Origin of the sequence: Anaerosporobacter faecicola (genome assembly GCF_012070565.1) — a bacterium.
Classification (GTDB): domain Bacteria; phylum Bacillota; class Clostridia; order Lachnospirales; family Lachnospiraceae; genus Anaerosporobacter; species Anaerosporobacter faecicola.
This window is the reverse complement of sequence record NZ_JAAQRO010000022.1, coordinates 302,312-322,709: the sequence shown is the minus strand read 5'-3', so window position 1 is coordinate 322,709 and position 20,398 is coordinate 302,312. Positions and strand designations below refer to the sequence as shown.

At 37.0% G+C, this 20,398-nt stretch carries 20 protein-coding genes; 16 read left to right on the top strand and 4 right to left on the bottom strand.

What is annotated here, in order from left to right; all coding sequences use genetic code 11:
- Window positions 1–52: 52 nt before the first annotated feature.
- From HBB17_RS09555 to HBB17_RS09545, 3 genes are all read right to left on the bottom strand, one after another.
- On the bottom strand, window positions 53–964 hold the full coding sequence (locus HBB17_RS09555; protein ID WP_167957247.1) for a helix-turn-helix transcriptional regulator: 912 nt from the start codon (window positions 962–964) through the stop codon (window positions 53–55).
- Window positions 965–1,067: 103 nt separating this feature from the next.
- Window positions 1,068–1,823: an ABC transporter ATP-binding protein gene (locus HBB17_RS09550; protein WP_167957246.1), complete on the bottom strand. Its 756-nt coding sequence runs from the start codon at window positions 1,821–1,823 to the stop codon at window positions 1,068–1,070.
- A gap of 38 nt (window positions 1,824–1,861) precedes the next feature.
- Window positions 1,862–4,159: an ABC transporter permease gene (locus HBB17_RS09545; RefSeq protein WP_167957245.1), complete on the bottom strand. Its 2,298-nt coding sequence runs from the start codon at window positions 4,157–4,159 to the stop codon at window positions 1,862–1,864.
- 264 nt (window positions 4,160–4,423) lie between these two features.
- On the opposite strand from HBB17_RS09545, the gene HBB17_RS09540 reads away from it, so the two are divergent.
- From HBB17_RS09540 to rsmI, 10 genes are all read left to right on the top strand, one after another.
- Window positions 4,424–5,134 carry a response regulator transcription factor gene (locus HBB17_RS09540; protein WP_238483714.1) on the top strand — a complete coding sequence of 237 codons (711 nt, stop codon included), beginning with the start codon at window positions 4,424–4,426 and terminating at the stop codon, window positions 5,132–5,134.
- The gene (locus HBB17_RS09535) at window positions 5,122–6,516 is read left to right on the top strand and encodes a HAMP domain-containing sensor histidine kinase (protein WP_167957244.1); all 1,395 of its coding nucleotides are present in this window, start codon (window positions 5,122–5,124) and stop codon (window positions 6,514–6,516) included. Before HBB17_RS09540 ends, HBB17_RS09535 begins: the two co-directional genes overlap by 13 nt.
- A 205-nt stretch (window positions 6,517–6,721) precedes the next feature.
- Window positions 6,722–7,150, top strand: a complete 429-nt coding sequence (locus tag HBB17_RS09530) for a putative ABC transporter permease (RefSeq protein WP_167957243.1) — start codon at window positions 6,722–6,724, stop codon at window positions 7,148–7,150.
- Window positions 7,151–7,165: 15 nt separating this feature from the next.
- On the top strand, window positions 7,166–8,614 hold the full coding sequence (locus HBB17_RS09525) for an aminotransferase class I/II-fold pyridoxal phosphate-dependent enzyme (protein ID WP_167957242.1): 1,449 nt from the start codon (window positions 7,166–7,168) through the stop codon (window positions 8,612–8,614).
- Entirely contained in the window at window positions 8,607–9,218 is a 612-nt protein-coding gene (locus tag HBB17_RS09520) for a guanylate kinase (protein ID WP_167957241.1), read from the top strand. The genes HBB17_RS09525 and HBB17_RS09520 overlap by 8 nt, the downstream gene beginning before the upstream one ends.
- Before the next feature lie 124 nt (window positions 9,219–9,342).
- Window positions 9,343–9,783: a YaaR family protein gene (locus HBB17_RS09515; RefSeq protein ID WP_167957240.1), complete on the top strand. Its 441-nt coding sequence runs from the start codon at window positions 9,343–9,345 to the stop codon at window positions 9,781–9,783.
- Window positions 9,784–9,815: 32 nt separating this feature from the next.
- Window positions 9,816–10,802, top strand: coding sequence for a DNA polymerase III subunit delta' (gene holB, locus HBB17_RS09510; protein WP_167957239.1), 987 nt, complete (start codon window positions 9,816–9,818; stop codon window positions 10,800–10,802).
- 11 nt (window positions 10,803–10,813) lie between these two features.
- Window positions 10,814–11,719, top strand: a complete 906-nt coding sequence (locus HBB17_RS09505) for a PSP1 domain-containing protein (RefSeq protein ID WP_167957238.1) — start codon at window positions 10,814–10,816, stop codon at window positions 11,717–11,719.
- Window positions 11,712–12,452, top strand: coding sequence for a tRNA1(Val) (adenine(37)-N6)-methyltransferase (locus HBB17_RS09500; protein WP_334297182.1), 741 nt, complete (start codon window positions 11,712–11,714; stop codon window positions 12,450–12,452). Before HBB17_RS09505 ends, HBB17_RS09500 begins: the two co-directional genes overlap by 8 nt.
- 133 nt (window positions 12,453–12,585) lie before the next feature.
- The gene (rsmI, locus tag HBB17_RS09495; RefSeq protein WP_167957236.1) at window positions 12,586–13,425 is read left to right on the top strand and encodes a 16S rRNA (cytidine(1402)-2'-O)-methyltransferase; all 840 of its coding nucleotides are present in this window, start codon (window positions 12,586–12,588) and stop codon (window positions 13,423–13,425) included.
- A 137-nt stretch (window positions 13,426–13,562) separates the two neighbouring features.
- Here the strand turns inward: rsmI and HBB17_RS09490 are convergent, their stop codons facing one another.
- A complete protein-coding gene (locus HBB17_RS09490; protein WP_167957235.1) occupies window positions 13,563–13,820 on the bottom strand; it encodes an AbrB/MazE/SpoVT family DNA-binding domain-containing protein in 258 nt (85 codons plus the stop codon).
- Between the two features lie 554 nt (window positions 13,821–14,374).
- Here HBB17_RS09490 and HBB17_RS09485 point away from each other — a divergent pair.
- The 6 genes from HBB17_RS09485 to HBB17_RS09460 all read left to right on the top strand — a co-directional run bounded on the left by HBB17_RS09485 (window position 14,375) and on the right by HBB17_RS09460 (window position 20,318).
- A complete protein-coding gene (locus HBB17_RS09485) occupies window positions 14,375–14,956 on the top strand; it encodes a nucleoside recognition protein (RefSeq protein ID WP_167957234.1) in 582 nt (193 codons plus the stop codon).
- Window positions 14,953–15,480 carry a spore maturation protein gene (locus tag HBB17_RS09480; RefSeq protein ID WP_167957233.1) on the top strand — a complete coding sequence of 176 codons (528 nt, stop codon included), beginning with the start codon at window positions 14,953–14,955 and terminating at the stop codon, window positions 15,478–15,480. Before HBB17_RS09485 ends, HBB17_RS09480 begins: the two co-directional genes overlap by 4 nt.
- Window positions 15,481–15,774: 294 nt before the next feature.
- On the top strand, window positions 15,775–16,209 hold the full coding sequence (locus HBB17_RS09475; RefSeq protein WP_167957232.1) for an RrF2 family transcriptional regulator: 435 nt from the start codon (window positions 15,775–15,777) through the stop codon (window positions 16,207–16,209).
- A 118-nt stretch (window positions 16,210–16,327) separates the two neighbouring features.
- Window positions 16,328–17,965, top strand: a complete 1,638-nt coding sequence (locus tag HBB17_RS09470; protein WP_167957231.1) for an ASKHA domain-containing protein — start codon at window positions 16,328–16,330, stop codon at window positions 17,963–17,965.
- A gap of 311 nt (window positions 17,966–18,276) precedes the next feature.
- A complete protein-coding gene (locus HBB17_RS09465; protein WP_167957230.1) occupies window positions 18,277–18,711 on the top strand; it encodes an RrF2 family transcriptional regulator in 435 nt (144 codons plus the stop codon).
- 299 nt (window positions 18,712–19,010) lie between these two features.
- Window positions 19,011–20,318, top strand: a complete 1,308-nt coding sequence (locus tag HBB17_RS09460; protein WP_167957229.1) for an O-acetylhomoserine aminocarboxypropyltransferase/cysteine synthase family protein — start codon at window positions 19,011–19,013, stop codon at window positions 20,316–20,318.
- Window positions 20,319–20,398: the final 80 nt, after the last annotated feature.

Genomic DNA, 20,398 nt, shown 5'->3' with positions numbered 1-20,398 from the left:
TTGACTCATCCCAACCTTGCAAAAGCACATGGAACGCAATAGAAAGAGAGGATTAACGTCTTTTGTAAATCCGTAAGATATTCTCTGCATTCTGGCACAATTCTTCTTTGATGTCAGCAGGTTCTAACAATTCAACTTTATCGCCAAAACTCATAAGCCAGTGAAGGAGATGTTTTCTGTTGGTAAAATCAAATTGAAACAGCAGATGACCATCTTCTTCTTCCTGAAGAAAATCAGGACCATAGTCATCAATTAATCGCCACTTCACGGAAGGATCAAAACGTGCAGTAATCGAGATGGATAAGGGACCCAATGGCTCTGGAAGAAGAGGAACCTCTGGGAGTGCTCTTGGAGAAAAGCGTTCCAAGGTGTTTTGCAGTGCAAGGATACGTTGTATCTTATATAAGCGAAAATCCTTGTTCTGTAGACAGTATCCCCATACATACCAGGAAGACCACTGAAAGAGCAGAAGATAAGGCTCGATTCGTTTCACGTTCTCTCCGTTTGGAGAACAGTAGGTAAATGTGATGATCTGGTTTTGTGTAATTGCATCACGAATCAATTCGATCTTTGGCGCTAGAGAAGACTTATACCAGGAGGATAAGTTGATCATAATCCCATTGCTCATAGAGAGATTGTTGGTTTCCTTTACGGATAATTTATTCATTAATTGTTGATAACGATTGGTTCCGCTTACGGTATCCAAGCTCTGTAATCCTGTTAGAATTGCTTGCATTTCCATGGAACTAAGCAGGGTTCTCTCCATTCGATACCCTTCCATAATGGAGATGCCGCCGCTTTGTCCTTGGGTGGTAACTAAGGGAATACCAGCCTGGCACAGATCTTCGATATCCCGATTGATAGTACGTCTGGATACTTCGAATTTCTCAGCCAGATAAGGAGCCGTTACTTTATCTTGTTGTAAGAGAATGGATAAGATTCCAATAAGGCGGTCAATCTTCATTATAGGTGTCCTTTCTGTATGTTCATACGGGTTAGGGCTTCAAATTCTCATGCTAAATTATAATATTAGACGGAGGATAGGATTCCTTAACTAGGTATTGTATTTACCAATTATGTTCTTTCAAGAATTGAAAGATAGCGTCTTCACGTTCTGCTCGGTTATCAGGAATGTAAGTTCCTAATTTTAAATCTCCTGCTATTTTACCATCAGAAAGGTAGAGAAGTCTAGTAGCTCGTGCAGCAGCTTTGATGTCATGGGTAACCATTACGATGGATTGCCCTTTGTTATTAAGGTCTGTAAGAATATCTAGTACTTGTCGTCCCATAGAAGAATTCAAAGCACCAGTTGGTTCATCTCCGAATATGATCTTGGCATCACTGATCAAAGCGCGGGCGATAGCAACGCGTTGCTGACCACCTCCGGATAATTCAGAAGGATATTTGAGTAAGGAGTCACCAAGATCAAGAGAAGTTAGTAAATCCGTGGCCTTCTGGTTAATCTGTTCTTTGGAGGCAAGGCCATAGCCACTATAGGCAACATTTTCAAATACAGTGAGGTCAGGCAAGAGGTTCATACTTTGAAAGATGAAGGATATATCTTTTTTTCGTATCGCGGCTATTTCATATTCATTAAGGTGGGTGATATCCTGACCAAGTATAGATACATCACCGCTTGTAGGCGTATCCATAGTAGAAATGGAGTAGAGTAATGTAGATTTGCCACTGCCACTACTACCCATAATAATGGTAAAATCCCCTTCATAGATTTCAAGATCAATATTTTTTAACACGGTATTGGAAGTCTTTCCAATAATAAAACTCTTACATAATTTTTCGGTCTTAATAATTGTATTTTTCATAATCCGTACTGTACAACAATAAAGTTGTACGCTCCTTTCTATTCTTCCATGAGTTCTTTTGGTGAAATCTTTTTCACAGGTAATGTGAATAAATATGTAATGAAAAGGATAAGCACCATCATTGAAAAGGTAACACCCAGTCGTAAAGTGAATGGACAAATTAAAGCATCAATACCCACAAGGTTCGCAAATAATATTTTTGAAAACAATAGATCCAGAACCTGTGCAAAGATTGCTGCAATTGTGGATAAAATCAGCGTTCGGAACATATTTTGTGCACAGATATAGCGGTTTGTAAAACCAAGTGCTTTCAAAATTCCATATTGTTTACGATTTTCTAAGTTATTCATCATCATAAGGTTTATGATATTGAGAATGCTAAACAAAATGAATACGATGACAAGGGTAAAGGTTACTGGTTTCGACAGATTTTTAACAGAAATGACGGCACTCTTCAGTCCTGGCATATAGGAGACAACCTGTAATTCGGGTTTGGTTTCTTGCACGTAATCTTGGAATTCCTCGAATGACACACCCTCTTTTAGTTGAATCATACTATTATCAAAGTGGTAGGTAATATGACAACGATCCAGATCCACTGGGAGAATGTGCAGGTTGTGACCACCTTGCATCAAAGATGAAAAGATTCCCGTGATCAAAAAATCTCCTGTGTAGTCATTTATCGTCAAATTTACATAATCCCCTACGGTTCCTCCAATTTCTTTACTCATATCACTTGTAATTCCAATCTCTAGAGGGTTTTTGGGTGGGCGCCCTTTCGCATAAGTGAAACTGACAACCGGATCCTCAAAACTTTCATAAGAGAAGATTGGATCTGCGGAGAGATCGTTTCCTGTTGTATTGCTGACAAAAGTGGTTGCCCGAATGGATAAATCTCCAAAAATAACTTTTTTGACGTAAGGATTATCCGTAAGATAGGAACGAACATCATCGGTTACATCTGCAGCAATACTACAGGAAGTGCGAGGTATACCAAACCAAACATCTAAGTGAGATTCCAAAGTGGAACAAGTGTGGCTTATGGAACCAAACAGTAGGATAAGGTAGAAGGAAACACTTAGGACAAGGACTACCATGACACTAAGTGATTTCTTTTTCCAGATCATATTGATTGCCATGGAAAAAGGGGAGTGGGCACTTGGTATAAGGGAACGTTTTAGCTTTTCCTTTGAAGATGTAGCACCAATGGAAAGAGCCTTTATTGGTGTAATCTTAGGGATTGTTCGTAAAATTGCATATACATTACCAAGTAGGATCAACATAAGAATAACAAAGGTTAATACAGCTGCTAGTATACTAGTTGAGGTTATGTGATATCCGGTAAGGTATTTGTTGGTGATTCCCCCTAAGAGATATGCCAAAGGAATACCCCCTAAGATACCCAGGGGAATGGCAAAAACTCCGACGAAGGCATAACAATTCAGATAGAAACGGATGATTTTCTTCGATGTATAACCAAGAGATTTGTAAATCCCGATGGAGCGATACTCCCGCAACAAACTGGAACGTAAGATAAATCGAATGAGTATAACGGAAACAAGGAAGATGATCAGCGAAGCAATGGTTCCAATCCCACCAAATAGCATGGAGGCAGTAGAATAGGTCATATTGATACCAGCTACATCAATGGAATAGTAAAGGTTACTCATAAATTCCTCTGGATAACATTCATTTGGTATAGATTTTATACCATCTTTAAATTGAAGGGTAATATAGGTGGCATCCGGTTCGTCAATGGAATTCAAGGTTTCTTGGCTAACAAACATTGGAAATATGCCCATCATTCCAGAGGGTACAGGAGCAGAATTATAGAGAACGGTAACCGTTAACATACATTCATAGGAGGAACGAAGGAAAATCGTATCTCCAACTTCAATATTGTTATCATCAGCAAATGCTTGGCTTATCCATACTTCGTGGTTCTTCGGTGCCAAATCTTTTGTAGCGCCCTTCACACGTTCGAAATAGTAAGGAATTTCTTCTACATTGTTTAATGCCATGCAAGAGTTAAAGGTAACATTGATGGCTTTATCATCTACATACATACCCGCTGTTATATACTTTGCTGATTGGGCAAATAGTGTATCAACATCATTCATAACATCGGAAGTTTGCTTAAGAAGCTGCTCACTATCTGCAGAGCGCGTTAAATAAATCATATCAGGACAAGTTTCACTTTTGAAAAAATCTTGTCCAAATCTTGTTGTCTCTAATGTAAAGGAGATACAACCTGCGAAGATTGCAGTGGTAACGAATAGAACAATTCCGATGAGTAGGAATTGGTATTTTTTTTGTCGTAATTTCTTTTTCCACATAGTAATATCCTTTCTTGTATGTATTCAATTGATTCTATTTGGTATTGTACAGAAGGAATGTGACAGAGATACAACGCAAATATAAATAAATTATAACAAAATACGCAATACTTGGTAAATGCATTATGGGTATGGTATGATAGAAGAAATTGAAGAGTAAATTGAACTGTAAATGCTAAAAAATCGATTATATAGATAAATACAAGTCATAAATACAATAAATACAATGGATAATGACAATAGATAAATAGAAGGAGGGATATTGTGAAAGAAAAGATCTTATTAGTAGAAGATGACCGAGATCTTTCCCGAATTATACAGGCATTTCTAACAAAGGAAGGTTTTGATTTAGTCGTAGCATATGATGGCTTGGAAGGGATCACGCTTGCAAGAGAAGAACAACCCCAATTAATTCTTTTGGATATTATGTTACCAGAAGTGGATGGATTGGAGGTTTGCCGTAACATTCGAACGAATTCCATTGCACCTATTATTATGATATCTGCAAAAAATTCAGATATGGACAAGATGATATCCCTTGGGATTGGGGCAGATGATTATCTTACAAAACCCTTTTCATTATTAGAATTAGGTGCCCGTATCAAATCCCATCTTCGAAGATTTACAACATTTCAAAGTGTAGAGAAGAATAAGAATCGGGAGTCAAGGGAGAGTCTAACCACTTGTAAAGTGTTTGGAAACTTAGTAATCGATCCAGTCAGCTATAAAGCGACCGTAGAGGGAGAGAAAATTGATTTTACAGCAAGAGAGTTCAAACTGCTGGATTTTATCACCTCGAATCCAAATCAAGTATTTTCGAAAGAACAATTAATGAATCAGGTTTGGGGATATGCAGAGTACATTGATAATAATACCATCACAGTTTATATTGGACGACTACGTGAAAAATTGAGTAAATATAATGTTTGCTACATTAAAACGGTTTGGGGAGTGGGGTACAAATGGGAAATGTAGTACAGAGAAAAGGGTATTCCTTTGGTTTGGCGTTGGGGATTTTGTTCCTTGCATTACTCAGTTTATCTGTTCTATTGGTTCAGCAAATGCTCAATCAGGATAAGCTTGATGAGAAAAAAGTGCGAGTTATTTGTAATGATTTGGTGTACCAGGTGGAAGAGATTCTGACGCAAGCAGATACGGTGGAAGAACATATCTGGGAGGACATCTCGAATACATACCAACGATCTTACTGTATTCTTGATCTATCAGGTACGGTATGTTTTAGTAATATCAATAGATATCAAAAAGGAGCAAAAGTAAATCTTCATACATTTGGAATGGTAGAGGAGTCAAAGAAAGAGTATCGTATCCCCATAATGAAGGGAGAGCAGCAAGCCTATTATGCCATTATCTCAATTGACGATACTAAATTTCAGAAATCCTTATGGAAACCAAGTCTTTTTTGGTATGGGCTTCTAATTGCACTAGTAATGGGGGAAGTTTGTATCTTATATCGTTCAAAGCAATTCTTACAAGAGGATATACTTGCTCCCGTAGAGGAGATTCATCATGCCACCAACGCCATAATGAGCGGAGATTTTTCACAAAAAGTAAAATATGATTATGATGGGGAAATAGGTGGTCTATGTCATGATTTTGAATTAATGCGTGGAGAGTTGAAAGATTCCTTTGAGAGAGAAAAACAATATAAGAAAAAAGAAATATTACTTTTAGCAAGTATTTCTCATGATCTCAAAACTCCATTGGCAACAGTAGGAAATTATGTAGAAGGTATTTTGTATGATGTAGTAGAAAGCAAACAGGAGATAAAAGAATATGCACAGATAATACTGAATAAGGTCACTTATCTTAATGGTCTAATCGATGATATACTAGAACATTCCAAAGCAGGACTGCATCAATTTCAAATAGAAAAAAAAGATTGCTATGCGGATGACTATTTTCAAAAAACACTACAGATATTTCAACAGGATGCGGAACAAAAAGGGTTTCGGTTTACCTATCAGTCCTTTCCGAAAGTTGTTTTACATATGGATACGAAAAGAATCACACAAGTACTCCACAATCTTGTGGATAATGCAATTAAATATGGAAAGCCATGTGGAGCAATCCATGTGACAAACCAAATAATTAAAAAATCATCAAAATCTTATCTGTTAGTCTGCGTTGCAGATGATGGAATTGGAATACGAGCAGCAGATCTGCCCTATATCTTTGAAACTTTTTATCGAGGTGACAAAGCACGAAATCAAAAAATTGGCGGATCTGGTTTGGGATTACATATTGCAAGGTATATTGTGGAACAACATGGCGGTGAGATGGATTGTGACAGCATCTATGGAAAAGGAACAACCATCAGCTTTACAATACCGATCTAAGTGAAAAACACCTTACCAACATTATCACATACACCAAATAACTTACCAACATAATTGCACTCAAAATGCACATGTTAAACATATGGAGATACAAGGGTCGAAAAGTCATGCGTTTCATGCTTGCATGAAAAAGCATGACCTTGAGACCCGCCAAACATGAGAAAGGAGCCCGAAAGGGCGGATTTCAAAAAATGTGGAGGTTATCATGGTTAAGATCAAAAATAATTTCCTAAAGTATATTCTTCTTTTTTTTGTGGGAGGTTATGCATACTGTGGAATTGAAATTTTAGCAAGAGGATATTCCCATATTTCCATGTTGATTGCAGGAGGAATTTGTTTTATTGCAATTGGGCTACTTAACGAGAAAACGTCCACAGGAATGTCTTTCCTTAGTCAGATGGTTGTTTCATCTGTTATAATAACAACCGTAGAATTCATAACGGGAGTTATTGTGAATCTTTGGATGGGGCTGCAAGTATGGGATTATTCCAATCAACCCTATAATGTTTTAGGACAGGTTTGTCTTTTATATGTATTTATCTGGTTTTTTTTATCACCACTGGCGATACTTGCAGATGATTATCTTCGCTATTGGCTAATGGGAAAAGAAAAACCCAAATATCATTTTTGGTAGAGTAAGGAGCACATTTTGGAATATTTATATGATAAATTAAAAAAATACAAGGAGCAAGAGATCTATCCCATGCATATGCCAGGTCATAAGCGAAATCTTGAACTAATGGGAAAAATGGATCCTTATTCCATTGATATCACGGAAATTGATGGGTTTGATAACCTACATGATGCACAGGAAATCTTGAAAGAACAAATGGAAGAGGCAGCGAAACTATATGGTTCCATGCATACCCATTATCTTATCAATGGGAGCACCAGTGGATTACTTGTTGCAATTGCTGCTTGTACCAAAAAAGGGGATACAGTTCTTGTGGCTAGAAATTGCCACAAGGCTGTTTATCATGGAATCTTTCTTCAGGAATTGGTACCCATATATCTCTATCCTAATGTGGATGAAAAATATGGGATTCAACGGGAGATTACTCCGGAACAAGTGAAAGAACAATTAGAGAAGAATCCTGAGATTAAGATGGTTTTACTGACCTCACCCACCTATGAAGGTGTAGTATCAGATATTGCGGCAATTGCAGATGTGGTACATGCCTATCACATTCCATTGGTGGTAGATGAAGCACATGGAGCACATCTGGGGTTTCATTCTGCTTTCCCCAACAATTCCGTAGCTTGTGGAGCAGATCTTGTTATTCATAGTGTTCATAAAACGTTACCTGCATTTACGCAGACGGCTTTATTACATAGTAATGGAGAGCTGGTAGATTATGATAAAGTCAAAATGTATCTACAAATTTTTCAGACAAGTAGCCCTTCCTATGTTTTGATGGCGGGAATTAGTAATTGCCTAAGACTTGTTCGAGAACAGGGAATGTCATTGTTTGATCGATATGTGGAACGTCTGACTTGGTTTTATCAACAGTGCGAAAAGCTAGAGGCACTTCAGGTCTATATGCCATGGAAGGAACAAAGGACGAACCAGCCATATGCATTTGATCCATCTAAGATTGTGATCTTTACACAATATAGTGAACTAACAGGAGTCGAATTATATGATCTGTTATTGCATAAGTATCAGATTCAGTGCGAAATGGTGTCAAAGAATTATGTACTGGCAATGACAAGTATTGCTGACACAGAGGAAGGCTTCCATCGGCTGGTGAAGGCACTTTTCGCTATTGATGAAAGTCTGACAAAGAAAGGCAGCAGAAGTGAAATTAACACGGATAGTTTATTTTATGTGACCAATTTAATGCTTGTACGAACACCGTATGAAGCTTATAATCTAAAGAGAGAGAGCATTTCCCTTGATCAGAGTGTGGGACGAGTAGCAGGTGAACAGATTTATTTGTATCCGCCAGGAATACCACTTATTGTACCTGGAGAACAAATTACAGAAGAAGTTATAACCACAATACAGGAATACCAAGCAGCAGGATTGCAAATCAAAGGAATGCAAGATGGAAAGGCAAAGACGATTTTAGTAGTAGGAGAAGAAAAAAATGGGTAAGATATATGTAGTAATTGGAAAGAGTGCATCAGGCAAGGATACCATATTCAAATACTTGCAAGAGGAAGAATCCCTACAACTAAAGACAGTAGTCGGTTATACAACAAGACCTATTCGAAGTGGAGAAAAAGAAGGGACAGAATATCATTTCGTTACAACGGACCAATTTGAACAAATGAAGGAAGATGGGAAGATCATTGAATATCGAACCTATCATACGATACATGGACCTTGGATTTATTTCACGGCAAATGATGGACAAATTCAATTGGAAGAAGCGGATTATCTCTTTATTAATACCCTAGAAGCCTACAATCAGATTCGAAAATACTACGGAGAAGAGCAAGTTGTACCGATATATATAGAAGTGGAAGATGGTGAACGTCTCATGCGTGCACTAACGAGAGAACGAAAACAGACAGATCCTAAATATGCCGAACTATGTCGAAGATTTTTAGCAGACCAAGAAGATTTTTCAAAAGAAAAATTGCAGGAAAGTGGAATCAAAGATAAGTTTTATAATAATAAAAAAGAAGAATGCATAAAAAAAATCATAGACTACATTAAAAAGGACCAAAATTGTAAGAAAATCTATAGTATATAAAACGAAAAAGGTATGGTATAATGTAACTAATCAACAGCAGCGAAGCTGCTGTTAGGGATTGCACAAAGTGCAAGCCCGAACTCCGAAGGAGTGATTCAAATTCAGTGTGTTAGGGGTGACAGTTGTGGAGATCAAGGTTAATCAATTACAAAATGTAAACCAGGTAGAAACGAAAAATCAAATTATTGAGAATGATGGTTCATTCAAATTTACATTAATCAGTAATATTGAGGAACATGATCTGCAGTCTCGTCTACACTTTATGATGCAGGAAATCATTCAACATAGTGATAAGCTCGGGAAACATATGGATATTCGTGATATGAGAAAGTATCGCCAACTAATCAAAGAGTTTATGAATGAAATTGTAAACCGTTCCCATAAGTTTAGCCGTGAAAATTTCCTTGATAAACGAGGCAGGCATCGTGTATATGGCATGGTGAAGCTGGTAGATAAAACACTAGATGAATTAGCTACAGAATTAATTAAAGATGAAAAAGATCATATTACCATTCTGAATAAGATAGATGAAATAAAAGGCCTGTTGTTGGATATATTAGCATAACAGTAATTTAGTGATAGATTGGAGCAGAAACGATGTACGATTTTGATAGTATAGTTGGACATGAACAGATTATTGAACATTTACAGAATGCAATCAAATTGGGGAAGGTTTCGCATGCTTATATAATTAATGGTGAGAAAGGCATGGGAAAGAAGACGATTGCATATTCATTTGCAAAGACACTGCAATGTGAGGAACATGCCACTAGTGCATGTAATTCATGTAAGTCATGTCTGCAATTGGAATCCGGAAATCACCCAGATGTGATTATGGTTACCCATGAAAAGGCTAGCATTGGTGTCGATGATATTCGTGTGCAGTTGAATAGTGACATTGCCATCAAACCATATAGCAGTCCGTATAAGATCTACATTGTCGATGATGCTGATAAGATGACAGAGCAAGCACAGAATGCATTGCTTAAAACCATTGAAGAACCGCCTGCTTATGCAGTTATTTTATTATTAACAACAAATAGCAGCAAGCTTCTTCCAACAATCTTATCCCGTTGTGTTACATTGAATCTAAAGCCGGTATCTTCTGATGCAATCAAAGAACATTTGATGGAACAGTATAGTATACCTGATTATATGGCTGAGATGAGTGCAACATTTTCACAGGGAATTTTGGGACGTGCAATCCGGTATGCATCATCAGAAGAATTTACGCAGTCAAAGGAAGAGGTACTACATCTTTTAAAATATATTGATGATATGGAATTGTATGAGATCATGGAATCCATCAAGAACTTAGCATCACATAAATTAGAAATCAATGATTACTTGGATCTGATGATTCTTTGGTATCGTGATATCTTAATGTTTAAGGTTACCAAGAATCCAAATCTCTTATTATTTAAAGAAGAGTACAAGTATATATCGGAACAAGCAAGCAAGAAAGATTATGAAGGGATCGAAAATATCATTAATGCAATGAATAAAGCGAAGGTTCGTTTGAATGCAAATGTTAATTTTGAAACCGTTATGGAACTTATGCTGCTTACACTAAAAGAGAATTAAAGGAGAGGCATATGATAGTAATAGGAGTGCGCTTTCGTAAAGCGGGGAAAGTATATTTCTTTGATCCAGCAGGATTAACAATCGAAGCGGGGAATAACGTTATTGTTGAAACTGCTCGTGGGGTCGAGTATGGAAATGTCGTTATTGGACCACGAGATGTGGAAGAGAGTAAGATCATTCAACCTCTTAAAGCGGTAATTCGAATTGCGACTGCAGAAGACGATGCGATTGAACAAAAAAATCGTCAGAAGGAAAAAGACGCATTTGGCATCTGCTTAGAGAAGATCAAGAAACATGGACTTGAGATGAAGTTGATCGATTCAGAATATACATTTGATAATAATAAGGTGTTATTTTATTTTACTGCTGATGGCAGAATTGATTTTAGAGAATTGGTGAAAGACCTTGCAAGTGTGTTTAAGACAAGAATCGAATTACGTCAGATCGGTGTAAGAGATGAGACGAAGATTGTTGGTGGAATTGGTATCTGTGGTAGAGCACTTTGTTGCCATACGTACTTATCAGAATTTGCCCCTGTTTCCATTAAGATGGCGAAAGAACAGAATCTTTCTTTGAATCCAACGAAGATTTCAGGAGTATGTGGACGATTAATGTGTTGTCTGAAGAATGAAGAGGAAGCATACGAAGAAGCAAACGGAAAACTTCCAAACATCGGAGACTCCGTAACAACAAATGATGGTTTACGAGGAGAAGTACAAAGCGTTAGTGTCTTAAAACAAATCGTTCGTGTAATTGTTACGTTAGATAACGACGAGAAGGAAGCTAGAGATTACAAGGTGGATGATCTGAAATTCAAGCCTCGTAGAAAGAAAGAAAAGATTGCAATTGACGATGAGTTACGTGCATTAGAGTTGCTTGAGAAAAAGGAAGGAAAGTCGCTCTTAGATGATGAATAAAGATTTATTATTACCAGAGGAAAGAGTGGATGAACTACATCGTAATGGCTATCGTATCATACAGAATCCCAATAAGTTCTGTTTTGGTATGGATGCAGTTTTGTTATCGGGATTTGCAAAGGTAAAGCCAGAAGAGAACTGTCTTGATCTTGGAACGGGAACCGGTATCATACCGATCTTATTAGAAGCAAAAACACCAGGAAGAAAGTTTGTCGGTTTGGAGATTCAAGAAGAAAGCGCTTCTATGGCAAGAAGAAGTGTTTCACTGAATCAGTTAGAAGAAAAAGTGCAGATTGTAACAGGTGATATCAAGGAAGCATCATCCATATTTGGAGCTGCTTCCTTTGATGTGGTTACGTCCAATCCGCCTTATATGACCAATCAACATGGTCTGCAAAATCCAGATATGCCAAAGGCAATTGCAAGACATGAAGTATTGTGTACATTAGAAGATGTTGTTCGAGAAGCAGCAAAGGTTCTTAAGCCAAATGGTCGTTTTTACATGGTACATCGTCCTTTTCGTTTGGTCGAGATTATTAATTGTATGACCAAGTATAAATTGGAGCCAAAGCGAATGAAGCTTGTTCATCCATATGTGGACAAAGAACCGAACATGGTTTTAATCGAAGCGATTAAAGGTGCAAAGTCTATGATTAAAGTTGAAAAACCGTTGATTGTATATAAGGAACCCAATGTATATACAGATGAAATCTATGATATATATGGATACTAATGCTTTATGCCATTATTTCAAAAAGTAAGGTATGTGAAGAAAAAGGACAATAAAGAATCTGGTGATTGAGTAACATCAGAGAATGGTATGATGATAACGTAGATCGTTATTGTAAGAATGATGGAGGAACAACATGGCAGGAACATTATATTTATGTGCAACTCCCATTGGTAATCTAGAGGATATTACATTTCGTGTCATACGAATATTAAAGGAAGTGGATTTGATTGCTGCAGAAGATACTAGACATAGTATCAAATTGTTAAATCATTTTGAAATCAAGACACCAATGACCAGTTATCATGAATTTAATAAGATAGAAAAAGCGAGATATCTTGTAACGCAGTTGCAAGAAGGCGTGAATATTGCGGTAATCACAGATGCTGGTACGCCAGGAATATCGGATCCAGGAGAAGAATTGGTACGTCAGGCGCATGAGGCTGGAATTACAGTAACGTCGTTACCAGGTCCTGCAGCTTGTATTACGGCATTGACCATGTCGGGATTATCCACTCGTAGATTTGCATTTGAAGCATTTTTACCTTCTGATAAAAAAGAGAAACAAGTTATTTTAGAAGAACTAAAAAAAGAAACAAGAACTATCATTTTATATGAAGCACCACATCGTTTGTTGCGTACCTTGAATGAACTCCTAGAAGCAGTGGGTGATCGGAGGATAACGATTTGTAGAGAATTGACGAAAAAGCATGAGACAACGTTCCTAACAACAATAAAGGAAGCAATTGCTTTTTATGAAAGCCAGGAACCGAAAGGTGAATGCGTAATCGTGATGGAAGGAATAAGCCATGCGCAAATCGCAGAAGAAAAACAAAAAGAATGGGAAGAGATGACCATTCATGAGCATATGGAGTATTATCTAAAACAGGGAATTGAGAAAAAAGAAGCAATGAAATTAGTTGCAAAAGATCGTGGAGTAACAAAAAGAGAGATTTATAGCGCATTAATAGATTAGAAAAATAAAAGAAGCGGTCCATTTGGGAGAATGGACCGCTTCTTTTGGATTGTTAAGAGAGTAAACTCTCTTTTTGTTTGGGAAACAATTTTGGTATTCGACAAGCTTGGGAGTTGCTTATCGAATTAGACTATTAATTATTCAATGATTCCTGCTAATTTAGCAAGTTGAGTGATTGATTCTTTAGAAACTTTCTTTCCGCAGAAATCAAATAACTCATTCTTGTCGCCAGTGAAGATATCAGTTGGTTCATATTTTTGAAGAATGATTCTGTCTTCTTCAACGAAGATTTCTAGTGGATCTCTTTCGCTAACTCCAAGTGTTCTTCTTAATTCGATTGGTAATGTAATACGTCCTAATTCATCAAGTTTTCTTACGATTCCCGTACTCTTCATAATAACTATCTCCTTTGCTTTTTGAGTTGACAATAGATAAAAATATTGACTCTACTGTATATTACAACAAGTATATCTGTTTTGTTGTTAAAGTAAGTGGTATCCCGATTTATGTAATATATTTCTTATACATGGAAAAATATATAGGATACTAATATAAAATAACACACCACCTAGATAATGTCAATTCATATTATTATCTAATTATAGCACAATTTTAACATGTTAAATTATGTTAAAAATAAAAAACACTTTCTTAACATAATACGAGTTAAGACAGATATAGTAGAGCAAATAGTAAAAAAACCGTATTTTAAGCGATTATCACTAATTTTTTAGTAAAAAAAAGTAATATAATATTGTAGAATAATGTTACGATTTTTACGTATTATTGAGATTAATTAATAAATGGTTTTAATAAAAATTTTTTTTTACATGAAAATTGTGCTATGGAATATTTTGTAGGTTGGGATAATATATTAGTGGTAATCATGTGCATAGACATTGTTGTTTTATAAGAGGCTCTTATGGAACAATATTGATAAGGAGGGGCTGTGCTAAATTATATCTGGGGCTTCTTGATCATTGTGGGAATCGTTGTAGGGGTGTGTACAGGAAATATTGCCAATGTAAGCGATGCAGCGTTGAATTCCACCAAAGAAGCGGTGACACTTTGTATTACAATGCTAGGTATTATGGCTTTGTGGACAGGAATCATGCAGGTCGCAAGGGCGACAGGGATTATTGCCTCACTTACCAGAGGAATCCGTCCGGTTATACGGTTGTTGTTTCCGGATCTGCCCAAAGAACATATTGTAAATGAATATATCGCTTCTAATATGATTGCTAATATTCTTGGGTTAGGTTGGGCAGCCACCCCTATGGGATTAATGGCAATGAAGGAGTTAGCAACATTGAATGATAACAAGGAACGTGCCAGTTGTGATATGTGTACATTTCTTATTATCAATATTTCTTCCTTACAGTTGATTCCTGTTAACATTATAGCATATCGAAGCCAATACGGCTCTGTAAAACCAACAGAGATACTGGGCGTCGCTATTGTTGCAACATTGTTTTCCACCATTGTTGGAGTAATATTCTCAATTGTGGCAAGAAAGAGAGGAAGGCAATGACATTTTTATTATATCTGTCGGATTATATGATTCCATTTGTAATTTTTTATGTAGTGGGATATGGTATTCTTACCAAGACAGCCATTTTTGATGAATTTGTTAAGGGTGCAAAAGATGGATTTAAGGTAGTCGTTGATATACTGCCAACGCTGATTGGTTTAATGGTGGGAATTGGTATTATGAGAGCATCAGGGGCATTTGACATTTTATCCAATCTGCTTAAACCGCTTATGGTTTTGTTGCAGTTTCCAGCGGAATTGGTACCATTGGTAATTGTAAAGATGTTTTCCTCCTCAGCAGCAACCAGTTTGGTAATTGATATCTTTAAACAGTATGGACCAGATTCCTATCTTGGAACATTAACTTCTATATTAATGAGTTGTACGGAAACAATCTTCTATACAATGGCTGTCTATTTTATGGCGGCGAAGGTGAAAAAGACGAGATACACATTACTTGGAGCACTTGTTGCAACCTTATCCGGTGTAGTAATTAGTACATTCTTAGCTAGCTTTATGCGGTAATGAATCTATTTGTAGGTTACTGGTGAGCTTTCCTGCCTTGACTTCCTAGGCTATCTAGTACATAGTAAGAAGAGCTAAGATGCTCCGCTACTGTTTTTAGCAAACGTAACTTGGCAGGAAAGCTTATTTACTTTATTAGGAATCTAATAGTAATGAATGATAATGCATAATATTAATAAACAGGATTTATTTAGGTATGAATAATAGCATTGACGAAAACAGGTTCGTGCGTGTAAAATGTAATTAGTTTATTTATATTCATATTGGAATACAAGGGATTAAGGAGGAAAGAGAATGAAGATATCAACGAAAGGGAGATACGCACTTCGTCTTATGCTAGATTTGGCACTGAATAATACAGGAGAACCTGTTCGTATTAAAGATATTGCGCAAAGACAGGAGATCTCTGATAAATATCTGGAACAAATCATATCTGTTCTTAATAAAGCAGGATATGTAAAGAGTTTGCGTGGACCACAAGGAGGATACAAGTTATCCAAAGATCCAAAAGAATATACAGTAGGGATGATCTTACGATTAACGGAGGGGAGTCTTGCACCTGTCGCATGTTTAGAGGATGAGGTGAACCAGTGCAAACGCCAGGATGAGTGCTCAACTTTAATCTTGTGGGAAAAGTTATATGACGCAATTAAGGGGGTAGTGGATCAATATACACTGGCAGATCTTGTGGAATGGCAGATGGAGAAGGCAGATCATTACGTTATCTAAATCGATTCAAGCATAATATACATATACAATAAATAGATGAAAAACAGAAACAAAAAGTAGGACAAGCTTGGAAAGCGTATCATGTAAATGGTCGAAACAGAAAGGAATATGTAGAAATATGTATATTGGAATTGATGGCGGAAAACAATGCATTCAAGTGGTAGAAGGAGAGAACCTTCTTCAGGTATTACGGCGAGAAGGAGTAATAATTCCTGCCCATTGCGGAGGAAAAGGAAACTGTGGGAAATGTAAGGTACAGGTACTTTCCGATAAGACCATTCCTTATTCTCCTAAAGACCTACAATTGCTATCAGAAACAGAGAGACAACAAGGATACCGCCTCGCATGTACATTATCAATTTACGATGATCTGCAGATTCGAGTAAAGGAAGAACAAGAGCAGTTAACGAGAAAAAGTACCACATTTCTTTTACCAGAATGGTGTCTTGCTACAATCCATAACCAATTGCAGGAACGAATAGATCCGGAATATGGTGTTGCCTTTGATATTGGAACGACAACGGTGGTTGGAATGCTATGGGATAATACAAATGGGCGTTTGCTTCAAATAGAAGCAAAGACCAATCCGCAGCGTGTCGTAGCGACTGATGTGATTGGTAGAATTCAATATAGTATGGAAAGTAAAGAAAAGAAAGAGCAGTTGTATCATTTGATCATAACATGCTTGAATGACATGATTCAAGGGTGGCAGACAAAGAGAAGAGAACAGGGATGTGAACCATATGTAATAACAAAGGTTTGCATTGTTGGCAATACGACCATGAGCCTACTTGCACAAAATCAGGAGGTGGTACAGCTTATACATCCTCCATATCCAGAAGAATTCTATATGGGGAAGCAGTATGAAGGAAGACAGACGGAACTTATGATAGATGACCAAGCACAGGTGTATTATCTCCCCGGCATTGGTGGTCATGTTGGAAGTGACATAACAGCAATGATGTTGGCTACGAACCTTGTACATTTAGAAGGAATATCATTAGCCATTGATATCGGAACCAATGGAGAAATGGTGTTGTGTAAAGATGGAATTTATAAGAGTTGTTCTACAGCAGCTGGTCCCGCATTCGAAGGGGCATGTATCCACTTTGGTATGCGAGCACAGGAAGGTGCTATTGAAGCGGTATCGATGAACGAAACAGGTGTAAAGTTACAGATTATAAGAAGCAAAGAAGCACAGGGAATATGCGGTTCGGGACTGATTGATGCAATTGCTGCACTTTTGGAAGTGGGGTTGATCGATTCTTCAGGAAGAATGCTTGAGATGGATGAGGCAATAGCATGTGGTGTACCTAAAATCCTTGCAACTCGAATGCAGAAAAAAGAGGAACAGATGCAATTTGTTCTGCAATATCGTTATGCAAAAGATCCTGTAGTAATCACCCAACAGGATGTAAGAGAAGTACAGCTTGCCAAAGGAGCCATTGCGGCAGGAATGCAGATTCTGTTACAAGAGGAAGGAATTACAGAAAAGCAGGTGGACCACTTTTTCCTGGCCGGTACATTTGGCTCCTATCTAAATACCCAGAATGCCATTCGAATAGGTCTTTTGCCAAACTTACCGGTAGAAAAGATACATTCGGTTGGAAATGCTGCTGGAGTTGGTGCAAGTATGGCATTGTTATCGGAAGTATATCAAAAAGAATGTAATAGTATAGCAAAACAAACGAAACAGCTAGAACTCTCCATGCGTAGTGAGTTTCAGGAAACATTTCTACAATGTATGGAATTTTAGTATTCGTGAATGATGTTGTGAGAAACTTATTCAATTCGGTTCGTTATGAGACAATCATAATTTTCCTAATTGAATAAGTTTTTTTCGTTCTTTAGTATTTTTATGATTGTTTGACAAAAACTATACGAAGAGACCGTTAAATGGGAACAATCCACTATTTACATAAAAAGATGAAAGAAAATAGATTGACAAAATGTAAAGTTGGAGTAACATTATATTATATAAAACATATATGAAAACAATGAATAGTAGAAATTAAAAAGACAATACTATTGGAAAAAGAAATCATTTATGCAAAAGGAGGAATAAAAGTGAAGATATCAACAAAAGGAAGATACGCCTTACGAATGATGCTTGATCTAGCATTGCATGATACAGGAGAGATTGTTCGAATCAAGGATATTGCAAAACGTCAAGAAATATCAGAAAAGTATTTGGAACAGATCATAGCCGTACTGAATAAAGCTGGGTTTGTTAAAAGTGTACGTGGACCACAAGGTGGCTATCGGTTAGCGAAAAAGCCAAAGGAGTATACGGTAGGAATGATCCTTCGTATAACAGAAGGCAGCCTAGCTCCAGTAGATGCTTTGGAAGAAGAAAATGGTCGACTGGATGCGGAAGGGGATTGTGTGATGATGTATATTTGGCAAAAATTATATGACGCAATTAATTCGGTGGTTGATCACTATACCCTTGCAGACCTTATGGAATGGGAATACTCAAAAGCAGATCATTATGTTATCTAAGTACAAAAAGCAATTTATCAATTTAATACGCTAAACCTATTGACAAACTATGAATTATAGGATATGATACAGAAAAAGCATAGTAAAGATATATGAATTATATACTTTACTACAGAGGACAAAGTGTATTTTGCCCTCGTGTTATAGGGAAAATCGTGTCATGTTTAATCATGCTTGTGAAAAGAACATGAATAAACATGGCAATTTTGTCCGAAGAATCTTGTGATTGCAAGAGTTTTAACAAGTGTGATGTACATAGAATACCGTTCATTAGTAAGTGAAATTAGGAGGATGATAGTATGAGTAAAAAAACAAGAGAGCAACGTAATTTCCGTTTTGAAACATTACAATTACATATTGGACAGGAAACTCCAGATCCTGTTACAGATGCAAGAGCAGTACCTATTTACCAGACCTCATCATATGTTTTTCGTAATTCAGACCATGCAGAAGCACGTTTTGGTTTAGCAGATGCAGGTAATATATATGGAAGATTAACAAATCCAACAGAAGATGTATTCGAAAAAAGAATTGCAGCATTGGAAGGCGGAGTTGCAGCATTAGCGGTGGCATCTGGAGCTGCAGCAATTACATATACCATTCAAAACCTTGCGCAACAGGGAGATCATATCGTGGCTTCCAAGAACATCTATGGAGGAAGTTATAATCTGTTGGAACATACCCTTCCTCAATATGGAATCACAACAACATTTGTAGACCCTCATGAAGAAGGTGCGTTTCAAGCAGCGATTCAGCCTAATACGAAAGCAATCTTTATTGAGACGTTAGGAAATCCTAATTCCGATGTGATCGATCTTGAAGAAGTAGCAAAGATTGCCCATAAGAATCAGATCCCATTAGTGGTAGATAATACATTTGCGACACCTTATCTTGTTCGACCAATTGAGTATGGTGCAGATATTGTTGTACACTCTGCAACAAAATTCATTGGGGGACATGGAACTACCATTGGTGGTGTTATTATAGACAGCGGAAAATTTGATTGGGAAGCATCTGGGAAATTTGAGTCATTAACAAAACCAAATCCAAGTTACCATGGTATAAGTTTTACAAAGGCTGTAGGAGCAGCAGCGTTTGTTACAAAGATTCGTGCAATCTTATTACGTGACATGGGAGCTACCTTATCACCATTTCATGCGTTTTTCTTCTTGCAAGGTCTTGAGACATTATCCTTGCGAGTAGAACGTCATACGGAAAATACGAAAAAAATATTGGAATATCTCAACAATCACCCACAAGTAGAAAAAGTGAATCATCCATCTCTTAGCAAAGATCCAAAACAAAAAGAGTTGTATCAAAAGTATTTCCCTAATGGTGGTGGTTCTATATTCACCTTTGAAATTAAGGGTGATGATAAAAAGGCGAAAAAGTTTATTGATAATCTAGAGTTGTTCTCTTTGTTAGCCAATGTTGCAGATGTTAAGTCGTTAGTAATCCATCCAGCATCTACGACTCATTCCCAATTAACGAAAGAAGAGTTAGATGATCAGGGAATTAAGCCAAATACCATTCGTTTATCCATTGGTACGGAGAATGTATTGGATATCATCGAAGATTTAGAGGAAGCATTTAAGGCGGTGGAATAATTTAAGGATAGTAATAGTGTAATGAAATATTTATGCTAAAAAGTTAAATAATGAGAAAAAGAAGACTTAAAACTGATTAC

Excerpts from the sequence above, each read along its gene's own strand:
- HBB17_RS09550 (WP_167957246.1), bottom strand. The coding sequence starts at position 1,823 with ATGAAAAATACAATTATTAAGACCGAAAAATTATGTAAGAGTTTTATT.
- HBB17_RS09520 (WP_167957241.1), top strand. The coding sequence starts at position 8,607 with ATGGGTAAGATATATGTAGTAATTGGAAAGAGTGCATCAGGCAAGGAT.
- HBB17_RS09500 (WP_334297182.1), top strand. The coding sequence starts at position 11,712 with ATGAATAAAGATTTATTATTACCAGAGGAAAGAGTGGATGAACTACAT.
- HBB17_RS09505 (WP_167957238.1), top strand. The coding sequence starts at position 10,814 with ATGATAGTAATAGGAGTGCGCTTTCGTAAAGCGGGGAAAGTATATTTC.
- HBB17_RS09460 (WP_167957229.1), top strand. The coding sequence starts at position 19,011 with ATGAGTAAAAAAACAAGAGAGCAACGTAATTTCCGTTTTGAAACATTA.
- HBB17_RS09535 (WP_167957244.1), top strand. The coding sequence starts at position 5,122 with ATGGGAAATGTAGTACAGAGAAAAGGGTATTCCTTTGGTTTGGCGTTG.
- HBB17_RS09555 (WP_167957247.1), bottom strand. The coding sequence starts at position 964 with ATGAAGATTGACCGCCTTATTGGAATCTTATCCATTCTCTTACAACAA.
- HBB17_RS09490 (WP_167957235.1), bottom strand. The coding sequence starts at position 13,820 with ATGAAGAGTACGGGAATCGTAAGAAAACTTGATGAATTAGGACGTATT.
- holB (WP_167957239.1), top strand. The coding sequence starts at position 9,816 with ATGTACGATTTTGATAGTATAGTTGGACATGAACAGATTATTGAACAT.
- HBB17_RS09480 (WP_167957233.1), top strand. The coding sequence starts at position 14,953 with ATGACATTTTTATTATATCTGTCGGATTATATGATTCCATTTGTAATT.
- HBB17_RS09470 (WP_167957231.1), top strand. The coding sequence starts at position 16,328 with ATGTATATTGGAATTGATGGCGGAAAACAATGCATTCAAGTGGTAGAA.
- HBB17_RS09545 (WP_167957245.1), bottom strand. The coding sequence starts at position 4,159 with ATGTGGAAAAAGAAATTACGACAAAAAAAATACCAATTCCTACTCATC.
- HBB17_RS09530 (WP_167957243.1), top strand. The coding sequence starts at position 6,722 with ATGGTTAAGATCAAAAATAATTTCCTAAAGTATATTCTTCTTTTTTTT.
- rsmI (WP_167957236.1), top strand. The coding sequence starts at position 12,586 with ATGGCAGGAACATTATATTTATGTGCAACTCCCATTGGTAATCTAGAG.
- HBB17_RS09475 (WP_167957232.1), top strand. The coding sequence starts at position 15,775 with ATGAAGATATCAACGAAAGGGAGATACGCACTTCGTCTTATGCTAGAT.